Consider the following 24,793-nt stretch of genomic DNA (forward strand, 5'->3'; position numbering starts at 1 on the left):
GTAAACAATTTTGTCTAAATGCATAATAATAACAATTCAAAAACTTTTTTGAATTGAAATTCTTAAAAACACTTAATAGTTTAGTATAATACTAATTTAACAAATCCCAAATGAAAATTATCCTGGTTATTTCTATTTTTATTTTATCATTAACAAATATTTACGGGCAAAATATATATAAAGACTATAATATAAATGACACTATTAAAGGGCAAAAACTTACACTTGGTACAAATGGCTTTTCGTATAACAGAAATGTTTCAAGCTATACAGCAGTAGATTTAAATTTAAATGGTGAATATTCCGCATGGAAATTCACTCCAAAAAATTTATATTTTGCGAAAGCTCTGATTTTTGAAAACTATCGTAAGATTACGACAGACGGATTAAATCTTCAGGGCGGAAGGGAAAATTCCCTTTACTCTGAAGTATATGGAGGATATTCATATTATCTCAATCCAAATAAGGCTTACCTGACTGCTTCAACTATTTTAACTTATCAGACTTCCAACAGCGATTACAATAGTAATTATTCGCACGGCAATGGTTATTTATTTGGCGGATTAGGATACGGAAGAATAGTGAATTCCCAGGGAGTTGAAGCTGCAGAATATTTTTCTGAAGCACTGGTAAAATCTAAAGTTACAGATAAACCTTTGGATAAAAGTACTCTACTTGCAATCGACAGGATAATTTATAAATTCAGAAACGGTAATTACGGAAGCAGTTTTAAAGATGATGCCGAAATTTATCTTATGAAGGATATAGAAAAACTCCTAATGGAGCACAATGTAATTACCGGAAAACTGGATGCAGAAAGCACAATGAGACTATATACAATATTAACAAACAGAAGTTTTAAATTTTACTACTACCCGCGATATGTGGGGTTTCAGGCACAGGCTGAAGTTCAATATCATGCATTCGGAAATATAAAACCGAAAGAAAATTTCGTAAAAATAACAGGTGCTTACGGAATGCCGCTTTCAAGAAGTACTAATTTACTCTTAGGAGGATTTTACGCACAGGCTTTAAACGATGACGCTGGCAGATTTTTACAATCGTTTCCGCCATATTCTATGTTAGGTTATGGTGAAGACGACATTAATAATTTTAATTTCTCCGCAAATAAATTTGGTTTTGGTAATTTTTATAATTCAGTTATTGCTGCAAACAATTCTATAATAGGTACAGATATTTATCTCACTCAATCATTAAGCAGTACAGCAGGATTGTTCTTCAGGACTTCTTACTATAACTATCCTAAGAATACAAGTTCAGATATTGCTTCTGAATCCAGCTTTTTATTTGAATCAGATTTATCTTTAAGCTACAATATTTATTCGAAATTAACATCCAATATTTTAGTTGGATATTATAAAAATGAGCAAATTTCCCAGGAAAGTTATGTGGCCAGACTCAGTTTTTATTACACAATATTTTAAGCTTATTTTGCAACCTTGTTTCTGCGAAATAAAATAGAATTTCAACATACATATATTAATGTTAGTTATGCAGAAAATTTAAAGTGAAATATCTTGACAATTTGTTTTATTAGATATAATTTTATCCATTCTAATAAATCAAATCTTCTCAAATGAAAAACATCTATTATTTAGCAGTTCTTGTTTTAGTAGTATTTGTAATTGCAAAAGAGATTCTTTCGTAAGAAAAGTTTGATTTATTAAGACGCCCACTCTTAATTTCTTACCAAAGTCTATAAACTTAAAAGGGAGCATCCAACTGCTCCCTTTTTTTATTTGCTATTTTAATCACAGATTTATATGATGGTTTATGATGACATTGATGTTTTAAAGCTGATATAATTTAGAATTTTGAAACTAATTTGTATTAAAAGTTTATCTGTGTAATCATACCAAATCATATAAATCAGTGATTCAAAGTAATAAAAAAACCCTGATTCAATTTCTCAAATCAGGGTTTCTGAATATTATTTATTTGGTACTGCTAAGCTGCTATGTATTACGCATCTTTAAGAGCTTCTGCACCACCGACAATTTCAAGAATTTCCTTGGTAATTGCTGCCTGTCTTGCCTGGTTGTACGATAACTCAAGTATCTTTAATAAGTCTGATGCGTTCTTTGTTGCCGTTTCCATCGCCGTCATTCTTGCTGCCTGCTCCGCTGCATTGGATTCAAGCAATGCTTTCCAGAACTGTACGTTCAGCTGTTTTGGAATTAATGTGTTCACAATTGATTCTGCAGAAGGCTCATAAATATAATCTGACTTCATTGCCTTCTTCTCTTCGCCTTTACTTTCTACTCCGGCAAACGGTAAAAACTTTACAACTCTCGGAGTCTGTTTTGCAACGTTTACAAATTCATTGTAAACGATCTCAACTTCATCCACTTCTTTATTGATATATCTTTTTACGATGTCCTGAACTATTTCGTTCGAAACTTCAATTGAAAGAGTCTGGAATATATTCGGATTGTTGCCGATTACATCAAGGTTTGATTTCTTGAAAGAATCATTTGCTTTTCTTCCGACTGTTATAACTTTAGTATTTATACCTGAACCTATGTGATTGTAAGCGTACTTCAGAAGGTTTGTATTGAACGAACCTGCAAGTCCCCTATCGGATGTAACAACTACTACAAGCTTATTCTTTACTTCTCTTTTTTCGAGAAGAACATTTAAACTTGTATCAACCGATGGAAGAAGACTTTTTAAAAGTTCGTCAATTTTCTGCGCATAAGGTCTTGCCTGCATAATTCTTTCCTGAGCTCGGCGAAGTTTTGCCGCAGCAACCATCTTCATCGCCTTCGTTATCTTCTGAGTGCTTTTTACACCGCCGATTCTGGTTTTTATCTCTTTAAGTGTTGCCAATCTCTTTGTCTAAGATTATAAAATTATTTAACGGTAGATTTGAATCTTTCCGTAAATTCTTTTAAGAATTTATCAAGCTTCTCTGTTATTTCTGCAGTCAGTTCTTTCTTCTCTCTGATGCCTGTTAAGATATCATTGTGAAGGCTTTCACATTGTTCTACAACTTCTCTTTCATATCTTGCAAGTTCGTTTACAGGAACTTCATCCAGATATCCTTTTGATGCAGCGTAGATAATTAATATCTGCTTCTCAACAGGAATCGGAGTATATTGTTTCTGCTTTAAGATCTCTACAAGTCTTTCACCTCTTCTTAACTGCTGAAGTGTAGATTTATCAAGGTCTGAACCGAACTTAGCAAATGCTTCAAGCTCTCTGTACTGAGCTAAGTCAAGACGCAAAGTACCAGCAATCTTTTTCATAGCTTTAATCTGAGCGTTACCACCCACACGTGATACAGAGATACCTACGTTAATAGCAGGTCTTATACCGGCGTTGAAAAGGTTCGGCTCAAGATATATCTGTCCGTCTGTAATCGAAATTACGTTTGTTGGAATATATGCTGATACGTCACCTGCCTGTGTTTCAATAATTGGAAGAGCTGTTAAACTTCCGCCGCCTAAATCAGCAGAAAGCTTTGATGCTCTTTCGAGTAATCTTGAGTGAAGATAGAATACGTCACCAGGATAAGCTTCACGTCCCGGAGGTCTTCTTAAAAGAAGTGAAACCTCTCTGTAAGATGCAGCCTGTTTTGTTAAGTCATCATATACTACCAATGCATGTCTGCCGCTGTCTCTGAAGTACTCGCCGAGTGTTGCACCTGAGTAAGGAGCAATGAACTGAAGCGGAGCAGGATCAGATGCTGTAGCTGAAATGATTGTTGTGTATTCCATCGCGCCTGCTTCTGTTAAGCTCTTCAATACCGATGCTACTGTTGAACCTTTTTGTCCGATAGCAACATAGATACAAAATACATCTTTACCTTTCTGATTGATGATAGCATCGATAGCAACAGCAGTTTTCCCTGTCTGTCTGTCACCGATGATAAGCTCTCTTTGTCCTCTGCCGATTGGAATCATCGCGTCAACAGCTTTAACACCCGTTTGTAACGGTTCTGTTACAGGCTGTCTTTGCATAACGCCAAGCGCTTTTCTTTCAAGAGGAAGGAATTTATCTGTCTTAACTTCACCTTTACCGTCGATAGGCTGGCCAAGCGGATTAATTACACGCCCGAGCATAGCTTCACCAACAGGCATAGATGCGACTCTTCCTGTTCTCTTTACAGTGTCACCTTCTTTTACGAGGGATGAATCACCGAATAAAATACAACCAACGTTATCTTCTTCCAAGTTCAACGCCATACCGAATACACCGTTAGGGAATTCAATCAGCTCACTTGCCATACATTTAGAAAGTCCGTAAACTCTCGCAACACCGTCACCAACGAATAATACTGTTCCTACATCATAGGATTCCATTTCATTCTCAAAACCGGCAAGCTGTTTCCTTAGTATCGCAGAAACTTCATCTGATTTTACCTGTGCCATATATTAAAATTTAAATTTTAAATTAAAAATTAGTTTAACTCTGCATCACCGCTCTTGTAAAGCTTATGGAGCTTTTCAAGCTGTGACTTAATGCTTGCATCAAGAATTGTATCCTTGTAGCTGATCTGGAATCCGCCGATGATATCTTTATCGATCTCAAAAGTCGGATTGCTTTTCAGATTAATAAGCTCGTCAATTTTCTTCTGCATGTTTTCTTTTTCCTTAGCGCTAAGTTCAACTGCTGTTTTAATCTTCACATTCATAATACCAAGACGCTCATTTCTTAATGCAAGATAATCTTCGTAAATAAATTTCAAAAGATTATCTCTTTTTCTCTCAATAAGAAGGTCAATAAATCTCATAGAGACTTCAGAGATTGAATCCCCTAAAATCATCTTTGCGATTTTTTTCTTCTTAAGTTTATTTATTATAGGGCTGGAGAAGAATAAAAGCAAATCGCGTGACTCGTTAAGCATGCTTATAATAAAATCCGCATCTTTCTTAACTTCATCAAGCTTCTTTGTATCTTCTGCTACGCCGTATAAAGCGAGAGTATATCTTCTTAAAATCTTGTAATGCATCAATAATAATTTAGATTCAAAACAATAACATCAATTGTTTCTATTAATTCTTTGAAGGAATCTGATTTAAGAAATCATTGACGATTTTCTTCTGTTTAGTTTCGTCAAGATTTTCTCTTATCACTTTCTCAGCTGTTTTAATAGCAAGGTCTGCGACTTCGCTTCTTAGCTCAGCCAAAGCTGATTCCTTTTCAGTCTGTATATCTCTTTTGGATTGCTCCAGTATCTGCTTTGCCTGTTCATTAGCTTTGTGAACGATATCATCCTTCACTTTGCCTGCAGCTTCTCTTGCTTCGTTGAGAACTTTCATTGACTCTGCATTTGCATCTGCCATTGCTTTTTTGTTCTCTGCAATCATCTGTTCAGCTTCTGCTTTTATTCTTTCAGCGCCTTCGATTGCATCTTTAATTGATTGCTCGCGTGTGTTCAGAGCAGTCAATAAAGGTTTCCATGCAACCTTTTTTAAGAGGATAAGAGTTAAGACAAAGATTATTATAGTCCAGATAATAAGACCCGGATTAACGTCTAATAATCCTGCTTTATGCTCTCCGCCTTCGCTGAATAGCAATACAACAGACCAGTTATATAATAAAGTTAAATAGTGCATGTTCGATTAATTATAAAATTACCTGGCTTTTAAAAAATAAAAACCGGTAAACCTTAAATAAACATCCTGGACCTTTTTTTCTTAAAGCCGAAATCTTAAGATGTAAAATCTTATGATTTTGTTGCTAAAAGAATGCAGATAACAAGACCGAAAAGCGCAACACCTTCTACAAGAGCTGCAGCGATAATCATTGAAGTTCTGATATCACCAACTGCTTCAGGCTGTCTGCCGATTGCTTCTAATGCTGAACCTGCAAGTCTACCGATACCTAAACCGGCACCAATAACTACTAAACCTGCACCGATACCTGCTGCTAAATAAGCTAAATCCATTTGATTTATTCTCCTTTTGTTTTTTTAATTTATTTTTATATAAAAAATTTATTTCAATTAACAATGAACAATTAGTAATTAACAATTTCATCTAAACATAATCATCGAATAACAAACAACGAGTAACGACCATCTGACAACTAGCAACTAACAACCGAGAACTATTAGTGGTCCTGATGCATTGCCATGTTAATGAACAATACAGAAAGCATTGTGAAAATATAAGCCTGCAATAGCGCAACGAAAATCTCTAAGCAATAAATGAACATTGCAAAAGGCACTGCAATAACTGCCCCTGCCCATTTCAAAATAAATACTAAACCTATTAATGATAAAATGATGATTGTTCCCGCAGTGATATTCGCGAATAGACGAATAAGGAGTGAGAACGGTTTTGTAAACAATCCGATGAATTCAACGATAATCATAATCGGAAGAACGAACACTGGAATTCCCGGAGGAACAAGTCCTTTTAAGTATCCGGCAAATCCGTTTTTCTTTACACCCATTACCTGAGTAACTGCAAATGTAACAAGTGCAAGTCCGCCGGTAACGTTCACATTCTTAGTCGGCTGTGCCATGAAAGGAAACATACCGATGAAGTTTGCAAACAGAATGAAAAAGAAAATTGTAAGGAAGAAAGGAAGGAGCTTAAGTCCGTCTTTTCCCATATTCGCAACGACAATGTCATCGCGTACAAAAACTATAAGTGATTCAATTAAATTACCAAGACCTTTAGGAACTTTGTTCTTTGCATTTTTAGATGCAGCAGCTCCCAATACTATAATAAGTAGAACTGATGAACAAATCATCATGAACAGGCTTTTTGTGATTGAGAAGTCAATGGTCATTCCGCCGATGTGCACGGGCGGGAATTTCGGTAAGTGAAGTTTGCCAAGGAAGTAAAAATCTACGTAATCGTGGTCAACAACTTTGCTGATGATATCAAGCTTTGAATTATCTTCTTCGTGCTCCGGATTGGCAGTAGGTGAATGTGTTTCAACTTTTGGATTTTCCGGTGTTCCGGTAGGTGCCTTCTCATGCTGCGAGAAAGCTGAATTAAAATTTAAAACAATAAAACCGATTACAAGTAATACTAAATTTTTCAATTATAAACCCTCTGGATTTTTTAAACTTTTGTTTCTGATTTTTCCTTAAAACTTTTTGTTATAAACTGAAGCTCAAGAATCAGAAATACGATGTAAAACGCAAAAAAACTAATTACAAAAACTAAACGGTCAAACTTAAAAAACTGCAAGCATACGAATATCAGACCTACATTCACAAATATTCTCAGAACCATAGAACCGAGAACCTTATTAATAAACTTCTGAGGCGCAAGGCTCGCATTTTTTACTAAAATAAGCGCGCCTGAGTAAACATTCAGAAAGTTTATTATGAAACTTGTGAAAACTGCTCCCCTCCATTCATTTTTCCCGGAGAAGACCATATATAAAAGAGCTATTGTTAAAAGTGAAACGCTTACTATTACTAAGTGTGCTACAAATTTCTTAAAGCTTTTATCCATCGGTGATGCCGGCTGTTCATTCATCTCATTCATTTTTTGCCGTACTTTGCTTTTCGTGTTGCATCGTCCTCTTTAGTAAGCTTTTGTATCGTGATGAAAAAATTATAGAAGCCTCCGAAAAATCCGAGCATTGTCATTACAAGAGTGAACCACGGGCTAGTACCAAGCCAGTCATCTATTTTCATTCCGAGCCATAAAAAAACGAGTATTACTACTGCAAGTGTTATTCCCAGTCCTGAGTACTGAACATACCGCGAATCAGATTTGATTATCGGTTTGCTTAAAAAATCCTTCAAACCGCCCTTGTTATTGTTGCTTTCCGGGCTATTTTCGGAGTTTTTCGTATTATTGTTTACCTGTTCAGGCGGGATGTCTTCTTGCATTATTGTGATACAAATAAAAGACAAAACCAAAGATAATGATTTTAGAAAATTTAATCAATTTAATAATGCAGGGATAAAGGGGGAAAGGGATTTAATACAAATGCACGAAAGACACGAAATGAATATTCAACAATTTAATGAACTTTGGACTAAATCTTCCAAAGACTGGATTTCTTGCATAGTTAATAATTCATCATTGAAATTATTACCTTTGTAGGGATTAAGAAGTTCTATATTTTTAATAGGGAGCTTAGATTGCACAATTTTATTTAATCTTCTTTCGGCTTCATTTATTTTTGCTCGGTCTAAAGAATGAAAATCTACATTATATTTTCCAAAAGTAATATAAAAAATCTTATAATCAAATTTATGAACATCATTTATTTTATTTCTTACCTGAGAGTGAACTTTATTATGTGAAAAATGATTTCCAATTCTTGTTATTATTGTATTGCAGCCTGCATTATTATCTCCAAGCTTTCCAACATACATGTTCTTTTTTTTATTTGTGCTGTTTTTCGCAACAACAATATACACTCCCCATTCTCTGTTTGTTACATATCCTGGTAATTCAAACTCATGAATTTTTAATCTTGCCATTTCACTTTTTTATATTGGAAAAAATACTGTAATATAAATTTAAATATTCATTATAAAGTGTTTGTATTTCATTTTCAGTCGAAGATTTATTTTCTTTGAAAATGTCCGTTAAAACACTTTTTAAATTTTTCCTACTATTTTCTAAATTCATAAATAAATCATATTCGGATCCATCTATCGGAATTAAAAATTCTTTTACAAAATCATCCCACGTTTTTTTCTGACTTCTATTGTTTCCAACTAAAGATACAAATTCACCATAAGATTTCTCAATGAAAGTTCTAGCTGTAGTCGCAAAAGCTTTGCGATCTTTATTTTCTTTAAGATTAAAATATTCAATCTTTGATTCCTCGAATAACTTTTCACACTTAGGGATATATTTATTTATAAAGTCCAATACTGTTTTATACAAATCATATTTAACAGAATAAACTTGAAAACTTGCTGTACTGTCACTTAGCCATTTTTGGGTATTTGTGTCAGACACAGAAACTGAAGATATACTTGCTAAACTTCCGGTAACGGAAGTTGTTGCTAATGCAGCTATCATACTTGACCTTTCAATTTCTCCATTATCCCAGGAAATTAATTTTGTTAAATCTGAATTAAACCCGCTTATTGAACCACTAACATTTTCATATAATTTTGAATTAAAAAACCATCTAGAATTTTCTGGTGCAGATTCAATTGTCCCTAACATCCAATTAAATGAATCTCCAACTTTTCTTAGCTCTGGAAGTATTTTTTCAATTTTTTCAATTTTTTCTATAGCATGTTTTATATGTTCGTTTGTAACTTGAATTGAACTTTTTAATTCGTCAAACCTAATCTCAAAAAACTTATCAACATCTTCCCCAGTATCATTTATTATACACTTTGAATCTTTTACTAATTCACCTAATGCAATTCTGAATTGCTCTAAAGTTTCAAAATCAAAAATTTGTTTTTCATCATCTATCCTATGAACTTTATAAATATCACCTTCTTTAACTATTCTGAGAATTTCTTGAGAAAGATCATCACTTGGTTTTATTAAGTCCATAAGTATTTTTTTTATAATTTAATGCTTAATTTATTTAATTATTACTCAACATCTTCCCCCATACCTACTAATAGGTAACATCTTCTTTCAATAATAATCCATTCTGATTATATTAGAATGGATTATTTGTATATACCAACTTTACATAATAATCCGTCAAAAACTCATCAAAAAAAGGGAAATTAATTTACTCAAAAATTAAAAACGCATTTTCAAGCTGGAATCAAAGAATGCGAAGCGCAGCGTAGTCCAGCTATAGCGGGGCGACAATAATGCGACTTTTTTCCAATTCATAATTGTAACCTTCCTAACGAGGACGTTAGGAAGCAGGGGTTTTTTATGAATTATTTACAAAGCCATAATTTTCAAAATCGTATTCCAGTTCCTCGTCGTGGCAGGGATTTTATGCTCCTTCTCTATAAATAAATTCGCTCCGCCGCCTGAGCCAACGATATCCGGTCTGGCAACGCAAAAAAAGTTATTATCCAGAGCAGCAATAACTTCCACTGCATATTTTTCGGATAGGAACGGAAGCTTTAGCTTTGTAAACTTCTCCTTCATGAACAGAACATAGAACTTGGGCTTCTCTATTTTTATTTTAGCAAAGGGATTAAGCTTTACAATTTTCTCCAGCTCTTCTTTTGTGCGGATAAAGGCTATAACTTCAAAGCCGAAAGTCTTTAAAATTTCTTTTTCAATTTTTGCTTCAAGCTTTGACGCATCTTTTTCATTCGACTCAAACAAAACATTACCGCTTGCAATGTAAGTCTTAACATTTTTAAATTTCATACCGGTAAACATTTTAGCAAGGTCAACCATTTTTATAATCTTATGTCCGCTGACGTTTATTCCGCGTAGGAAGGCTATATTAGTCATAATTTTCTTTTTTATTAAAATATCTATTAAAAATTGGAATTGAAATCTGTAAAAACAGTTAGAAAATGCAACGTCATTGAGAAAACTGTTTTAGTATTTCATATTTTTTGTTAACTTATTTTCAATAACTAACAAAAAGGAGGAACTTACAAATGAAATTTCTAAAACTTTTTCCCTTAGTAATTTTTTCATTTCTGGTTACAACTTATTCTGCAATGGCGCTGGATGATGTTAAGCCGGGTGCCGTAGATTTTTCCACACTAAATCATAACAGCCAGAGTTTTTCATTCGGAGCTGATGTGTTAGTCGCAGCCTCGGAGCCTGAAGGTCCGATAAGCGGAGTGAAGGCAAGTAACGGAACAATATGGGTTGCCATCAACGATACTACAATTAATTCAGGTAAAGGAATTTTATTTTACAAATCAACTAATTACGGTGATAACTGGTCCCTGCATCCGACTGCAATTCAACCTTCATTTATTGCAGACCAGATTAAAATGTTAAAGGCAGGAGACTCAACTTACTGCTTCTTCAGAATTGGTACAACTATTTACAAATTTAATGTCGGTAACAGTTCTTTTTTTACAATGCCTCAGACTGCAGTAACACAATTTGATATAGTTGCTTCATCTACAAATTCATTATACCTTTATTACTCAAATGCCACTCAGGTTCTAAGAACAGGTTCAATAGACGGTGGTTTTACATGGATAAATAATGGTACGGTTTCAACTGCTATATTACCTACATTAGGTATATCTGCAACGGGTGATACACTCGATGTATTATATAGAGCATCCGGGGGAAACACAACTGCTATTACAAGATTCAGATACAGGGAAACAGGTGCGGGAGTTGTTGCCTTTATGGGCAGCGCAACAGCGGTGCTCGCAGCAGGACCGACAAGAACTCAATATCGTTCGTATAGATGCGGAGCAGTAGAATGGATTATCTATACTGAAGGTGACTCACCAAACACTATACTTTATGGAATTCAAAGCACAGACGGAGGTAATACATACGGAACTCCTCAGCCAATAGCTCAAACATCGGGTATAGATAATATATGGTTTACGGCAGGAATTTCTCCGGACGGTTCATTCAAAGGAATTGATTTATTTTATATGAGAGACAGTTCGGGAACATCGAATGATAAATTATTATATACATACTCAGCAGTTAATTCTTCAAACTTCAATCCGGCACGCGTTCAGATTTCAGATAACCCAGCTGTTATAAGTACACGAAATTATATTCCTTCTGCTATCGAACTTGGGAATTCTAATGTGGGAGTTGTATTTGTTGCACAAAATGGCGGCAACAGAAATGTTTACTGGGATAGATTCGGAACACCTACACGCATTCAACAGAATTCTACGCTTGCAGAAAATTTTGATCTGAAACAAAACTATCCTAATCCATTTAATCCGTCAACAACTATTTCATTCAGCCTGCCAAAGTCAGAGTTCGTATCTTTGAAAGTTTTTGATATAAACGGAAAAGAAGTGGCAGATTTAGTTTCTGATAAATTAAGCGTAGGAAGTTACGATGTAAAGTTTGATGCAGGAAAATTAACATCGGGAGTTTATTTTTATAAGTTAATTACCGGAGAATTTGTAAACACAAAAAAGATGATGCTTATTAAATAATTTATTAAATAATTTATTAAATAATTTATTAAATAATTTATTAAATAATTTATTAAATTCTGCCCGCTGAATAAGCGGGCAGGTATTTTACATTTAATCTTCTTTTGCCTACTCAAAAATGCCATTTTAAAAAATTTGCCAATTCCGTATCTTCAAATTTCTGCAATTTTCCGACAATAATTTGAAGCCAAACCGACTACTCAATGAAAAAAGCCCTTATCTGATACAACATGCGTATAACCCTGTCGACTGGTATCCTTGGGGCGAGGAAGCCTTCGAAGCTGCAAAAACACAACAAAAACCCATATTTTTATCTATAGGATACTCCACCTGCTACTGGTGCCACGTAATGGAACGCGAAGTTTTCGAAAACGAAGAAATCGCAAAGCTCATGAACGACACTTTTATAAATATAAAAGTTGATCGTGAAGAGCGTCCTGATATTGACCGCGTTTACATGACTGCATTGCAGGCATTGACGGGCTCAGGCGGCTGGCCGATGAGTATGTTTCTTACACCTGCTTTAAAACCATTCTATGGAGCAACATATATTCCTCCGAAAGCAAAATACGGCAGAACAGGAATAGAAGATATCATCAATGAAATAGGCAAAGCTTGGTCTGACAAAAAAGAAGATATAATTGTAAGCGGTGATAAAATTTTAGAAGCACTCGCTTCCCACAAGAACAGCAAGCCTGCAGAAGATGCTGCAATTGACATAGGAGTTTTTGTAAAATGTTATGAGCAATGCGTATCAACTTACGATGAGATTTGCGGAGGATTCGGTAAAGGAAATAAATTCCCACGCCCCGTAATTTTCAATTTCCTTCTTGAGTTTTTTTATCATACAAAAAAATCGGAAGCGAAAGATATGGTGACTTATACTCTGAAAAAAATGTATGACGGCGGAGACTACGATCACATCGGCGGCGGATTTCACAGGTACTCGGTTGACTCCCAATGGAGAGTCCCCCACTTTGAAAAAATGCTTTACGACCAGGCGCAGCTGGCTTGTTCATATTTAGATTGCTATACAATTACAAATAAGCCGTTCTTCCTTTATGTTGCTGAAGAGATCTTAAAATATGTAAAAAGTAAACTGACTGACAAAAGCGGAGCGTTTTATTCCGCTGAAGATGCAGAGAGCGCAACTGACCCTGCTTTCCCTAAAGAAAAAGAAGAAGGCGCATTTAACCTATGGGAGAAATCAGAAATAGATGACTTACTCGGAGATGATGCAGATATTTTCAATTATCACTTCGGAATTCTTCCGCATGGAAATACTTTGAACGACCCGCATGAAGTTTTCGGGACTAAAAATGTTTTATACAACGCCTACGATATTCATGATACGGCAAAACATTTCGGACTTGAACCGGAAGAAGTTCTTGAAAGAATTAACAAGAGCATCAAAAAACTTTATGTAGTCCGCGAACAGAGACCGAAGCCGCATCTAGATGATAAAATTTTAACATCATGGAATGCGCTTATGATTTCAGCGTACGCATATGCTTATAAAGTAACGAAGAATAAATCATATTTGGACTCTGCTATAAAAGCAAAGGACTTCATTCAAAAACATCTTTTAAAAGATGACTTTACTTTGCTCCATAGATACAGAGACGGAGAAGCAAGATTCGAAGGAACACTTGAAGATTATTCATACTTTATTAAAGCTCTATTAGATTTATATGAAGCAGGCTTCGATGAAAAAGTTTTGAAGCTAGCAATTGATATCAACAATAAAACAACTGAGTTATTTTATGATGATGAGAACGGCGGATATTATGATGTAAGAGAAAGTGAAACCGATATCGTACTGAAAACGAAAGATACCTATGACGGCGCCGAGCCGGGAGCGAATTCAATTCAGCTGCAAAATATACTTCGTTTATCAGTAATGACAGATGATGCTGAGTTATGGGATATGGCAGAGAAGAGTCTGAAATTATTTTCATCTGATTTCAACAGGATGCCGTTCACATCGCCTCAAATGCTTTGCGCTTTAAATCTATTTTTAAATCCCGTTAAGGAAATTATATTTACAGGTGATTTGAAAGATGAGAAAACAATTTCATTGCTTGAAGAGATTAATAAAAAATATAATCCGAACAAAGTTGTAATACATGCGACTGAAAAACTTTTTGAATCTGCTCCGTATATAACAGATATAATTTCTGATTTTAAGACGCCGAAAGTTTACATCTGCGAAAATTATAAATGTAATCTGCCTGTTGATAAAGTTGAAGATTTAAAACCATTGCTTTAAAAAAATTTTAATACATATTTTATATAATTCATTTTAAGGAGTGAACAAATGATATTTGACATAGACCTAATAAGAAAAGTCTACACTGAATTTAAAAACAAAGTTGATGAAACTAAAAAGATTCTTGGAAGACCGCTGACCTACGCTGAAAAAATTCTTTACTCACACTTATTCAATCCTGTTACACAGGAATATGCGCGCGGAAAAGACTTCGTTGATTTCCGCCCCGACAGAGTTGCTATGCAGGATGCCACTGCACAGATGGCATTACTTCAGTTTATGTCAGGTGGAATACCAAAAGTAGCAGTACCTTCAACTGTGCATTGCGACCATTTAATACAAGCTGAAGTCGGAAGCAAAAATGATTTGCTCAGAGCATTTGATGAGAACAAAGAAGTTTATGATTTCCTTGCAAGTGTATCAAATAAATATGGTCTCGGTTTCTGGAAACCGGGCGCAGGAATTATTCACCAGGTAGTTCTTGAAAATTATGCATTCCCCGGAGGAATGATGATCGGCACAGATTCACATACACCTAATGCTGGCGGACTTGGAATGATTGCAATCGGAGTCGGCGGCGCAGATGCAGTAGACGTAATGTCTGGCATGGCATGGGAATTAAAATTCCCGAAATTCATCGGAGTAAATCTCACAGGCAAACTCAGCGGATGGACATCACCTAAAGATGTTATCTTAAAACTTGCAGGCATCTTAACAGTTAAAGGCGGTACGGGAGCAATCATTGAATATTACGGCGAAGGCGCTGAATCAATTTCATGTACAGGCAAAGGAACAATCTGTAACATGGGCGCGGAAATCGGGGCAACAACTTCCCTCTTCCCATATGATAACAGAATGGCTGATTATTTGAAAGCTACTGAGCGTGAAGAGATTGCAAAACTTGCAGATGAAATAAAAGATTACTTAAGAGCAGACGAAGGAAGTGATTTACATTATGATCAGGTTATTCATATCGACTTATCGGAATTAGAGCCGCATGTTAACGGACCGTTCACTCCCGACCTTGCATGGCCGATTTCGAAATTCAAAGATGCTGTTAAAGAAAATAATTATCCTGAAGAATTGAAAGTTGCTTTGATAGGAAGCTGCACAAATTCTTCCTATGAAGATATGGAACGCTCAGCTTCAGTCGCAAAGCAGGCATTGGAGATTGGTGTTAAAGCAAAATCAGAATTTACAATTACTCCGGGCTCTGAACAAATAAGAGCAACTATCGAACGCGACGGACAATTGGAAACATTTGAGAAAGTCGGCGGAATGGTATTAGCTAATGCATGCGGACCATGTATCGGCCAATGGAAAAGACACGATGTAAAAGAAGGTGAAAGAAATTCTATCATAACTTCTTACAACAGAAATTTCTCAAAAAGAAATGACGGTAACAGCGCAACACATGCCTTCGTTGCATCACCTGAAATTGTTACAGCATTTGCGCTGGCAGGTAACTTAACTTTTAATCCGCTTACCGATACAATTAAAAATGATAAAGGTGAAGATGTAAAATTAAAAACACCTACCGGCAACGAACTTCCTGAGCACGGATTTTTAAAAGGTGAGGCAGGATTTGTTCCACCTGCTTTTGACGGAGCAATGGTTGATGTAATAATTGACCCTGCAAGTACAAGACTTCAGAAGCTGGAAGCATTTGCAGCTCCTGACCTTGATAAAGATTTTGAAAATCTTCCGGTGCTCATCAAAGTAAAAGGTAAGTGTACAACTGACCATATTTCTATGGCAGGCCCATGGCTGAAATACAGAGGACATCTTGATAACATTTCTAATAACATGCTTATCGGTGCAGTAAATTTCTTCAATGATAAATCCAATTATATAAAGAACGCATTATCAAATTCGTACGATGAAGTTCCAAAGGTTGCAAGAGATTATAAATCGCAGGGACTTGGCTGGGTTGTAATAGGTGAAGAAAATTACGGCGAAGGTTCTTCAAGAGAGCATGCGGCTATGGAGCCGAGATTCTTAGGCGGAAGAGCAATCATTGTAAAATCATTTGCAAGAATTCACGAAACAAATTTAAAGAAACAGGGCATGCTTCCGTTAACATTTGCAGACCCTACTGACTACGATAAAATTCTTGAAGACGATAGAATTTCATTGAACGTAAGAGACTTAATTCCGGGAGAAAGAGTAATGATGAGAGTTACACATGCAGACCCGAATGCAGACGTTGATGTGATTATGCTGAACCATACTTTCAATGAAGCGCAGATAAAATGGTTCCTTGCCGGCAGCGCATTGAACTTAATGGCTAAGAAAGAAAATACAGTATTCTAAAATGAGTTCCGTTGAAATTATTTCTTTCAATGAAAATCATTGGCAAAATCGCTGGAACGATATAAAAAGAATTTATGAAGAAGGCATTACAACCGGAATGGCAACGTTTGAAACAAAGTCCCCTTCATGGGAAGAATGGAATAAAAAATATTTACAGATATGCAGATTGGCCGCAGTTTCAGATAATGAAATTTGCGGCTGGACTGCCTTAAGTCCTGTCTCATCAAGAGAAGTTTATAAAGGGGTTTGTGACGAAGCAATTTATGTCTCTGAAAAACACAGAGGCAAAGGAATCGGAAAACTTTTGCTTCAGGCTTTAATAAAAGAAAGTGAAGCAAACGGCATCTGGACACTCCAGGCAGGAATTTTCTGCGATAACAAATCAAGCATTACACTTCATTTAAAAAACGGTTTCAGGATAGTCGGTACAAGAGAAAAAATTGGTCAATTGAACGGCAAATGGAAAGATACTATCTTGCTGGAGCGAAGAAGTAAAATAATAAATTACATTTGATGAAAAATGATTAACAAACTTAAATTTTTATTAGGTAATTGGAAAGGCGAAGGACATGCTGCCTACCCTACAATTAACTCAGCCGATTATACCGAAGAACTTACTTTTGAAAGCTGCGGTGAGGAAAATAAAATTGAATTTAATCAGAAGACATTATATAAAAATGAAAGCAGACATCTTCATCGTGAGTATGGATTTATTCTTGAAAAAGAAAAAGATGTTTTTACTTTTATAAATGCTCAAAACAACGGCAGAACAGAAGTATTAAAAGGTGTACTTGAAGCTCCAACTAAACTTGTTTTAGACAGTACTCACTACGGAAATGATGAAAGACCTGTTAAGACACGCCGAGAATATTATTTAGAGAAAGGATTGCTTCATTACAAACTTTTTCTTCAGACACAAAACCAGCCTTATCAGCTGCACCTGGAAGCAAAGTTATCGAAGTAACTCATTTATTTTTTCAATCATCCATAATCGGTTTACAATACTTTCATCTGCAATAATTTTCTTTTTAAGTTTATCAAGATTGAAACTGTCAGGCTTTAATTTCAGCTTAGCAAGTTTATCAATGCATCCAACCATCTGCTTAAAAATTTTTCTGTAACGGTCCGAAATAATCGTCTCATTATTATTTATCCAGTGTCTGAACGAATCTATTTTTGAAAACAGCGCTTCAGTCTCGTCTATCTCGTAATAAATTTTCATAAGCAGTGCATCGGTTTCATATTTATAGGATGAATCTTCATTCTTTACTTTGGCAAGACTTTCAATTGCCTTATTATAATTTTTAGAGTCAAAATATAATCTGCCGAAACACAGATTATAATTACTTTCTCTGTGTTCTTCCGGCTGCATATCTTTGAATTTATTAAGAAAATCTTTAGTCCATTCAAATTCACCGCAGTTGCAGCCGACACTCGTTGCTCCGCGATAGACTGACGGTCTTAACAGATTATCTTTATTCCAAATATTATTACTCTCCATCAGTTTATAAATTTCCAGAGCCTTGAATTCATATTCACTGTTTCCTTTCAACGCCTGAGTCCTGCAATAATTTATTAATGCAATTAAGATATCTGTCGCATCTCCGCTGTTAATTTTTTTAAAATTTTTTAAAATAAATTTATATAATGTAATAAAACTTTTTTCGTCATAGTTCTTATACAGCATAGCTGAATAATAATTAAGCATCAGATAACTTTCATTTTTAAAATCATCGAAATTGTTTTCTATTATACCGCATGCTGTTTCAAAATTTTTAGGAGAGTACCCGTAGTTAAAAAATGTACGCTGTTTATTAAGAATTCTGCTTGAATTTTTAAAGAAGAATGAAAGATAAAATTTTAATGATTCATCATTAATTTTTTTCAGAATTTCCTCGGTTTCTTTCGCATCTCCGCTGTTTGCATTGAGATATGCAAATCTTAAATCGTATAATTTTATGTTGTTGTTTATTGCCCACTCATCTGCCGGCTCTTTTCCTTTTTTGTTAATTACTTCTTCGTATTTTTTCTGGAATAAACCATAGTGCCTCTTTGCATTAAATGATGCAAGCTTGTAAAGGTCAGTTCCGTTATCATCTTTTTGTAATAATTCTATCATCATAAATTTTTCAGCAAGCAGTTTCAAATCCGAACAAAAATTTCTTATCCTGCTTTCTACGAATTTTTCTCCCGGATAAATTTTTGCAAATATTTTTTCTTTCGCTAAATCATTATCGGGAAATTCCGGATACAGTGAACTGAGATAATCCAGTAAAACCTTTACATGATTTTGTTTATTAAAATAAGGCGAATCTACAAAGTGAGTGAACCTTGATAATTCATCTTTTGTAAACTTTTTTAATATAAATATTAAGTTTTTGCTGATCATACTATGGTGCAATTTTACACTAAATATGCTAATTCTAATCGATTATATCAATATTTTATATTTAACGAAGGTGCAAATATGTATTTTTTTCTTTGTAATTCTATTATTCAGCTTGATATCTTTGTGCAGTTTCGAGGCAAAGAAAACTAAATTAAATATTCTGGGCGGACAGGTTCTTATCTCTGATAAATTTCGATTGCCTCGAAACACTTGTCTGCCCGTAAAATTTAATAAGGCGTTTTTATGAAAAGTTTATTTTTATTAATATTTATAATCAGCTGCTCTGTTTCCTTTTCCCAGGTAAACACTGCAGGCTCAGGCTGGAGCTGGTATAATCCGGGTCCCATGGGCAATGATGTTTCAAGTTTTTCAATTGCTCCCGACGGTACTCAATACTTATGCGGAACTCACGGCACTCTCATGAAATCAACAGACGGAGGCCTTCATTTTACTCCTATGGGTTCAGTGGGAGAGAGTGAACTGAAGGAAATCAAAGTACTTGAAGGCTCATTAAAAATTATTGTTGTTGGGCAGGACGGCGCAAGATTATCAAATGACGGCGGCGCTCACTGGGTAAGCTACGCTCCTAATTACACTCTCCTCAATACTGTGGCTGTTAAGAATGATAAAATTATATTGGCAGGCGATAACGGAAAAATTATTGCTTCTACAGATAACGGCGCAACCTTCAATCTTACTTATAACAATCCCGTAACTGATTTTAAACGAGTGATTTTTTTAACACAGAACGGACCTGAAGCTATTGCAATTGGGACTAACGGAAAAATTTTTTATAGTAACTTCTGGGGAATGTCATGGATAAACGTAACAAACCCTGGAGGTGGTACGAACTTCAACGGAATTGCTTTTGCCAATGCAAGTACAGGGATGATTGTAGGAGAAAATGCCAAAATATTACGTACTACAGACGGCAGGCAAAACTGGACGCAGCTTGTTGTTTCAATCGGTGTTGACCTTTACGATGTAAGAATGCAGAGTCCTACTAATGCTATTGCATGCGGCGACGGAGGAAAAATATTTCGTACGACTGACGGAGGCGAAAACTGGAGCGAGATATTTTCATCACCAACAGGAAACAGATTAGTCAGTTTTGATTTTTTTAATTCAAATCCGAATATAGGTGCGGTGTGGGGTCAGAAAGGAATTAGTGCAACAACAACGGACGGCGGCGCAACATGGAATGAACCTTTCCAGGAAAGAAAAGAATTTAATTTAATAGCTCCGTTGAATTACCAGAACAGAGATAACTCTTCTGAAGGTGATACTTTAATTGCAGTCGGCAACTCAGGTGCTTTTTGTAAATCAACAAATGCAGGCACCACGTGGATTTCATACAATACAGGAACAACTCTTAACCTGGAAACTGCATACTTTGTTGACTCTCAAACAGGCTGGGCAGTCGGCGGAAAAGAAAGTCCTCTGCAAAGAATAATTCTTAAAACAACAAACGGCGGACTGAACTGGTCAACTCAGTTAACAGCTAATTCAAATAACTTGTATGATATTAAATTTATAAATGCAACTACGGGCTTAGCTGTAGGAAATTTTGGAGTAATTCTTCGCACTACAAATGCAGGCACAAACTGGATAAGTATTACCGGAGTAACATGGACCTTACAGGATGTAAAATTTCTTGATGCAAATAATGTTATTGCAGTCGGAGAAGCAGGAAGAATTTTTAAATCAACAAATGCAGGACTTAACTGGACTCAGGTAAACTCTGGTGGAATTACTTCCATGCAGTACAGTGTAGACTTCACGGATGCAAATACAGGAATCTCAGTCGGCTCTGCAGGAACTATGTACCGCACAACAAATTCCGGAGTAAACTGGACTCTTCTTCCTTCTGTAACACAAAACACGCTCAATGGAATTTATTTTGTAAACAGTTTAACCGGATACGTCTGCGGAACGAACTTGGGCAATGACTGCTCAGTTTTGAAAACAACAAACGGCGGTCTTAACTGGGCAAGACAGAATACCGGAACAAGTAATATTTTAAATTCAGTTTACTTCTCAGACGCTAACACAGGATTTGTTGTGGGAGAAGCAGGGACAATTCTTAAAACAACAAACGGCGGCGCTTCAGTTGTCGGCATTCATAACTTATCAGCTGAACTTCCAAAGACACATTATCTTTCACAGAATTATCCGAACCCGTTTAATCCTGTTACAAAAATAAAATTCGAATTGCCAAAAAATTCTTTCGTAAAGATTATTGTTTATGATATTTCAGGAAAAGAAATTGAAACGCTGGTTAATGAAAATTTAAAGGCAGGATATTATGAAACAGATTTTAACGGAAGTAATCGCTCAAGCGGAATTTATTTTTATAAACTAATCACAAATGATTTTATAGAGACAAAGAAAATGATTTTAGTAAAATAAAAAAAAGACCTGATCCCGCATTTGCAGGATCAGGTCTGAATTTTTGATATCTATCTAATTAGAACAGTCTACTAATTCGGCACCTTTGTATCCTTATTAATAATTATCTCAGGCTTGCCTGCTTCTCTTAATTTTTTATTAAGATTGTTCAATGGCTCCTTGAATAATTTATCTGCTGCTTCTTTAGATAAGTTCAGCTCGTACAATAAGCCGTCATATCTTTGCATAATAGATTCAGTCGGCTTGCCGTTGTAGAAAAGTATCGTCGTAAACACGTCGCTCACTTTTGAACGCAGCTGCTCTTCACCTATAATTCCCGTACCTTCTTTAGTTTCAGTCAGTTTCTTTCTTTCAACTTCAACTTTATCTAAGAAGTCAGCAAGGTCATTTTTCAATGCGCTGTTTTCATCAACTACTTTTTGTCTGTCCTTAACATCATCACCCACACTTTTCAGCTTATCAACTAAGTTTGCCAAATCCTCTGACATCTTATAAGTATCCATCAGATATTTTCTTCTTAAATCTCTATCCTCTTGCGAGTGCACTGATTTCGGGTCAGCTTTTATTTCAATCGTTCCCTCAACCGTTTTATCTCCCTTTATCAATTTTACTTTATATACTCCCGGCAATACTTCAGGACCGTTGAATCCGCCGAAATCAAGTCTCGCTCCCTGCGCAACTTTTGGCGGCTTCATTCTCATATCCCAGTATACTTTATTAAGTCCTTTTCTTTTTGAGCCCGGTATAGTCTGCAGCACTTCGCCTTTATCATCAAGTATCTGAACCTTAACATCTTCAGTCATAGGTCTTTCTTTCAGATAATATAATATTAACGCATCGCCGTTTGGATTCGGTCCGTTGAAATTTCCTCCCTGTACAGGAAACGAACCGCCTACGTTATCATCTACCCAGATAGTCGGTCTGGTCGGAATTAACGCCATTTCCGATTCCAGTATCTTCGATGTTAAATTTCTTATTCCCGTTAAGTCGTCAATTATAATCACTCCTCTTCCGTGAGTTGCAAGTACTAAATCATTGGTAACAGGATGAATTGCAATATCTTTCACAGGTGTATTAGGAATTTTCGAATTCATCTGCACCCAGTCAAGACCCCCGTTAATGCTCATGAATAAACCGAACTCTGTTCCCACGAACAATAAATTCTTATTCACTAAATCTTCTTTTACTCTGTGTGCAAATCCTTTTATATCACTTGTAGAAATTTTTGTCCATGTCTTTCCTAAATCACTCGTCTTGTACACATAGGTATTCATATCTCCCATTGCGTGTCCATCAACAGTAATGTAAACTACTTTCTTATCGTATCTGCTTGGCTCAATGCTTGAGATACACAAGTATCTCGGCAAGCCGCTTATATTAGTTGTTACGTTGTTCCATGTTTTTCCTTCGTTGTTTGATATTTGTAAGTTACCGTCATCTGTCCCTACAAATATTAAATCCTTATCTATCGGCGACTCCGCTATAGTAAATATCGTGCAATGGTTTTCCGCAGATGAGTTATCCACACTCAGTCCGCCCGATTCCTCCTGCTTCAGCTTTTCAGGGTCGTTCGTTGTTAAGTCTCCCGAAATCCTATCCCAGCTATCGCCTTTATTTGTTGAGCGGAATAAAAACTGCGCGCCCATATACAATACGCCGGGATTGCTGAACGGCATGTATATCGGAGTGTTCCAATTGAACCTCAATTTCTTTTCACCCTTCAGCGGCTGTGGTCTTATATCTTTATTTTCGTTCGTGCCTCTGTTAAGTCTGTTTATGTTACCGCCCTGCGATTCCCAGTAAACAATATTCTTATCCGTGTAATCCGGCTGAACCCAGAACCCGTCGCCAAAGCCCACTGCATTCCACATCTTGCCTTGCACTCCGCCCGGAGCGCTTGATGGTCCTACCCATGATCCGTTATCCTGCAAGCCGCCATAAATATTGTACGGCTCCTGCATGTCCAGCGCAACGTGATAGTACTGCGCAAGCGGAAGATTATTTAAAAACATCCAATTGTTGCCTTTATCAAACGACATATATACTCCGCCATCCGTACCAAGTAACATATGCGATGAGTTGTTCGGGTCTATCCATAACGCATGCAAGTCTGAGTGTACCCATCCGCCTTCATTAGATGCATCGAACCACGATTCACCTGCATCATCACTGATTGATAAATTGAACGCAGGTCTGTAAAGTCTGTTTGCATTTGTAGGGTCAACCTTCAATACTGAGAAATAAAAAGGACGCGCTGTTACATTCGATGACGAACTTTTCTTCGTCCATGTATCTCCGCCGTCAGTTGATTTGAACAGCGCAGTTGCCTTCGCCTCTGCTATTGCATAAATTATTTTTGAATCCTGCGGCGACATTGATAAAATTATTCGCCCCAGTATTCCGTCTGTAAATCCCTTATCTATTCTGTTCCATGTTGCGCCCCCGTCTGTGCTTTTATAAAGTCCGCTTCCCTGTCCGCCTGAGTTGAACGCCCAAGGCTTTCTTCTGAACTCCCACATCGATGCATAAATTATGTTCGGGTCTTTCGGGTCTATCATTACATCTGCGCATCCCGTCTTATCATCTATGTATAAAACCTTGTCCCATGTCACTCCCCCGTTAACGGTTTTGTAAAGTCCTCTGTCGGGTGAGTCTCCCCATAGCGCTCCGGGAGCAGCTACGTAAACTATATCTGAGTTGCTCGGGTCAATCTGTATTTTACTTATATGCTCCGTGCCTTCAAGTCCCATCTTCTTCCAGCTTTCTCCGCCGTCCATCGATTTGTATATTCCTTCGCCGACCGATACGCTGTTACGCATATTCGATTCGCCCGTTCCTACCCAGATTGTATCAGGATGCTTCTGGTCAATTCTTATATCGCCGATTGACTGAGTGTATTTATCAAAGACGGGCTTCCACAGCGTTCCGCCTGTGATAGATTTCCACACGCCGCCTGCCGCTGCGCCAACGTAAATTATCCGCGCGTCTTTATTGACGGCATCTATTGAAGTCACTCTTCCGCTCATTACCGTGGGACCGATGTTGCGCCCTTCGTACATTCCGAACGTTGAAGATGTAACTTTGACAGGTGTCTGTGCCTGTGCCTGACCAAAGGAAAATGGTAAAACTGAAATGAAAAGAAGAAGTACAGAGAGAACTCTTTGCATATAAATTGAGGTTTGTTATTAGATTTTAATTTATACGTAAAATATCTTAAAAGAGTTAGAAAAGGGAGAGAAAAAAAGATGCAAATTATTTTTTTAAAATAGTCAACTAATTTATTTACTTACTTGATATTACAATTGATTATATTGAGATTATTTTTTACGTTATTTGGGCACATCTTTTATTAAAAACTTTTGGGAGAAAGTTTTTTCAACATCAATCTACATACTTTGAAGATTCCAGTATCAGATAAATG

The 24,793-nt window shown here is 36.2% G+C and carries 20 protein-coding genes; 7 read left to right on the top strand and 13 right to left on the bottom strand.

Annotated elements, in window-relative coordinates:
* Nucleotides 1–110 precede the first annotated feature (110 nt).
* Nucleotides 111–1,445, top strand: a complete 1,335-nt coding sequence (locus tag JST55_10535; GenBank protein MBS1493940.1) for a hypothetical protein — start codon at nucleotides 111–113, stop codon at nucleotides 1,443–1,445.
* A 538-nt stretch (nucleotides 1,446–1,983) separates the two neighbouring features.
* Here the strand turns inward: JST55_10535 and atpG are convergent.
* The 11 genes from atpG to JST55_10590 all read right to left on the bottom strand — a co-directional run bounded on the left by atpG (nucleotide 1,984) and on the right by JST55_10590 (nucleotide 10,343).
* Entirely contained in the window at nucleotides 1,984–2,850 is an 867-nt protein-coding gene (gene atpG / locus JST55_10540; GenBank protein ID MBS1493941.1) for an ATP synthase F1 subunit gamma, read from the bottom strand.
* 23 nt (nucleotides 2,851–2,873) lie between these two features.
* Nucleotides 2,874–4,394 carry a F0F1 ATP synthase subunit alpha gene (locus JST55_10545; protein MBS1493942.1) on the bottom strand — a complete coding sequence of 507 codons (1,521 nt, stop codon included), beginning with the start codon at nucleotides 4,392–4,394 and terminating at the stop codon, nucleotides 2,874–2,876.
* A gap of 29 nt (nucleotides 4,395–4,423) precedes the next feature.
* Nucleotides 4,424–4,975: an ATP synthase F1 subunit delta gene (gene atpH, locus JST55_10550; protein MBS1493943.1), complete on the bottom strand. Its 552-nt coding sequence runs from the start codon at nucleotides 4,973–4,975 to the stop codon at nucleotides 4,424–4,426.
* A gap of 43 nt (nucleotides 4,976–5,018) precedes the next feature.
* Nucleotides 5,019–5,582, bottom strand: coding sequence for a F0F1 ATP synthase subunit B (gene atpF, locus JST55_10555; protein ID MBS1493944.1), 564 nt, complete (start codon nucleotides 5,580–5,582; stop codon nucleotides 5,019–5,021).
* 110 nt (nucleotides 5,583–5,692) lie between these two features.
* Nucleotides 5,693–5,923: an ATP synthase F0 subunit C gene (atpE, locus tag JST55_10560; GenBank protein MBS1493945.1), complete on the bottom strand. Its 231-nt coding sequence runs from the start codon at nucleotides 5,921–5,923 to the stop codon at nucleotides 5,693–5,695.
* Between the two features lie 155 nt (nucleotides 5,924–6,078).
* Nucleotides 6,079–7,023 (bottom strand): F0F1 ATP synthase subunit A, encoded by a 945-nt coding sequence (gene atpB, locus JST55_10565; protein ID MBS1493946.1) that lies wholly within the window; start codon nucleotides 7,021–7,023, stop codon nucleotides 6,079–6,081.
* 20 nt (nucleotides 7,024–7,043) lie between these two features.
* Complete coding sequence (locus tag JST55_10570; protein ID MBS1493947.1) at nucleotides 7,044–7,475, bottom strand: hypothetical protein; 432 nt, start codon at nucleotides 7,473–7,475, stop codon at nucleotides 7,044–7,046.
* A complete protein-coding gene (locus JST55_10575; GenBank protein MBS1493948.1) occupies nucleotides 7,472–7,825 on the bottom strand; it encodes an AtpZ/AtpI family protein in 354 nt (117 codons plus the stop codon). The genes JST55_10570 and JST55_10575 overlap by 4 nt, the downstream gene beginning before the upstream one ends.
* A 126-nt stretch (nucleotides 7,826–7,951) precedes the next feature.
* Nucleotides 7,952–8,425, bottom strand: coding sequence for a hypothetical protein (locus tag JST55_10580; protein ID MBS1493949.1), 474 nt, complete (start codon nucleotides 8,423–8,425; stop codon nucleotides 7,952–7,954).
* A 1-nt stretch (nucleotide 8,426) separates the two neighbouring features.
* Entirely contained in the window at nucleotides 8,427–9,467 is a 1,041-nt protein-coding gene (locus tag JST55_10585) for a hypothetical protein (GenBank protein MBS1493950.1), read from the bottom strand.
* Between the two features lie 348 nt (nucleotides 9,468–9,815).
* On the bottom strand, nucleotides 9,816–10,343 hold the full coding sequence (locus JST55_10590) for a DUF1697 domain-containing protein (protein MBS1493951.1): 528 nt from the start codon (nucleotides 10,341–10,343) through the stop codon (nucleotides 9,816–9,818).
* Nucleotides 10,344–10,495: 152 nt separating this feature from the next.
* Between JST55_10590 and JST55_10595 the strand changes: the two genes are divergently transcribed.
* From JST55_10595 to JST55_10615, 5 genes are all read left to right on the top strand, one after another.
* Entirely contained in the window at nucleotides 10,496–11,992 is a 1,497-nt protein-coding gene (locus tag JST55_10595) for a T9SS type A sorting domain-containing protein (GenBank protein MBS1493952.1), read from the top strand.
* A gap of 181 nt (nucleotides 11,993–12,173) precedes the next feature.
* Entirely contained in the window at nucleotides 12,174–14,261 is a 2,088-nt protein-coding gene (locus tag JST55_10600) for a thioredoxin domain-containing protein (GenBank protein ID MBS1493953.1), read from the top strand.
* Between the two features lie 48 nt (nucleotides 14,262–14,309).
* Nucleotides 14,310–16,574, top strand: a complete 2,265-nt coding sequence (locus tag JST55_10605) for an aconitate hydratase (GenBank protein MBS1493954.1) — start codon at nucleotides 14,310–14,312, stop codon at nucleotides 16,572–16,574.
* A gap of 1 nt (nucleotide 16,575) precedes the next feature.
* Nucleotides 16,576–17,088, top strand: coding sequence for an N-acetyltransferase (locus JST55_10610; protein MBS1493955.1), 513 nt, complete (start codon nucleotides 16,576–16,578; stop codon nucleotides 17,086–17,088).
* Between the two features lie 6 nt (nucleotides 17,089–17,094).
* Nucleotides 17,095–17,538 carry an FABP family protein gene (locus JST55_10615; GenBank protein ID MBS1493956.1) on the top strand — a complete coding sequence of 148 codons (444 nt, stop codon included), beginning with the start codon at nucleotides 17,095–17,097 and terminating at the stop codon, nucleotides 17,536–17,538.
* Here the strand turns inward: JST55_10615 and JST55_10620 are convergent.
* Nucleotides 17,527–18,963: a hypothetical protein gene (locus JST55_10620; protein ID MBS1493957.1), complete on the bottom strand. Its 1,437-nt coding sequence runs from the start codon at nucleotides 18,961–18,963 to the stop codon at nucleotides 17,527–17,529. The two genes, JST55_10615 and JST55_10620, sit on opposite strands and share 12 nt — an antisense overlap.
* Nucleotides 18,964–19,206: 243 nt before the next feature.
* Here JST55_10620 and JST55_10625 point away from each other — a divergent pair, with 243 nt between their 5' ends.
* On the top strand, nucleotides 19,207–21,372 hold the full coding sequence (locus JST55_10625) for a T9SS type A sorting domain-containing protein (GenBank protein MBS1493958.1): 2,166 nt from the start codon (nucleotides 19,207–19,209) through the stop codon (nucleotides 21,370–21,372).
* Between the two features lie 71 nt (nucleotides 21,373–21,443).
* Here JST55_10625 and JST55_10630 read toward each other — a convergent pair whose 3' ends face one another.
* Complete coding sequence (locus JST55_10630) at nucleotides 21,444–24,539, bottom strand: glycosyl hydrolase (protein ID MBS1493959.1); 3,096 nt, start codon at nucleotides 24,537–24,539, stop codon at nucleotides 21,444–21,446.
* Nucleotides 24,540–24,793: the final 254 nt, after the last annotated feature.

This window comes from Bacteroidota bacterium (assembly GCA_018266835.1).
Taxonomy (GTDB): domain Bacteria; phylum Bacteroidota; class Ignavibacteria; order Tepidaquicellales; family Tepidaquicellaceae; genus JAFDZO01.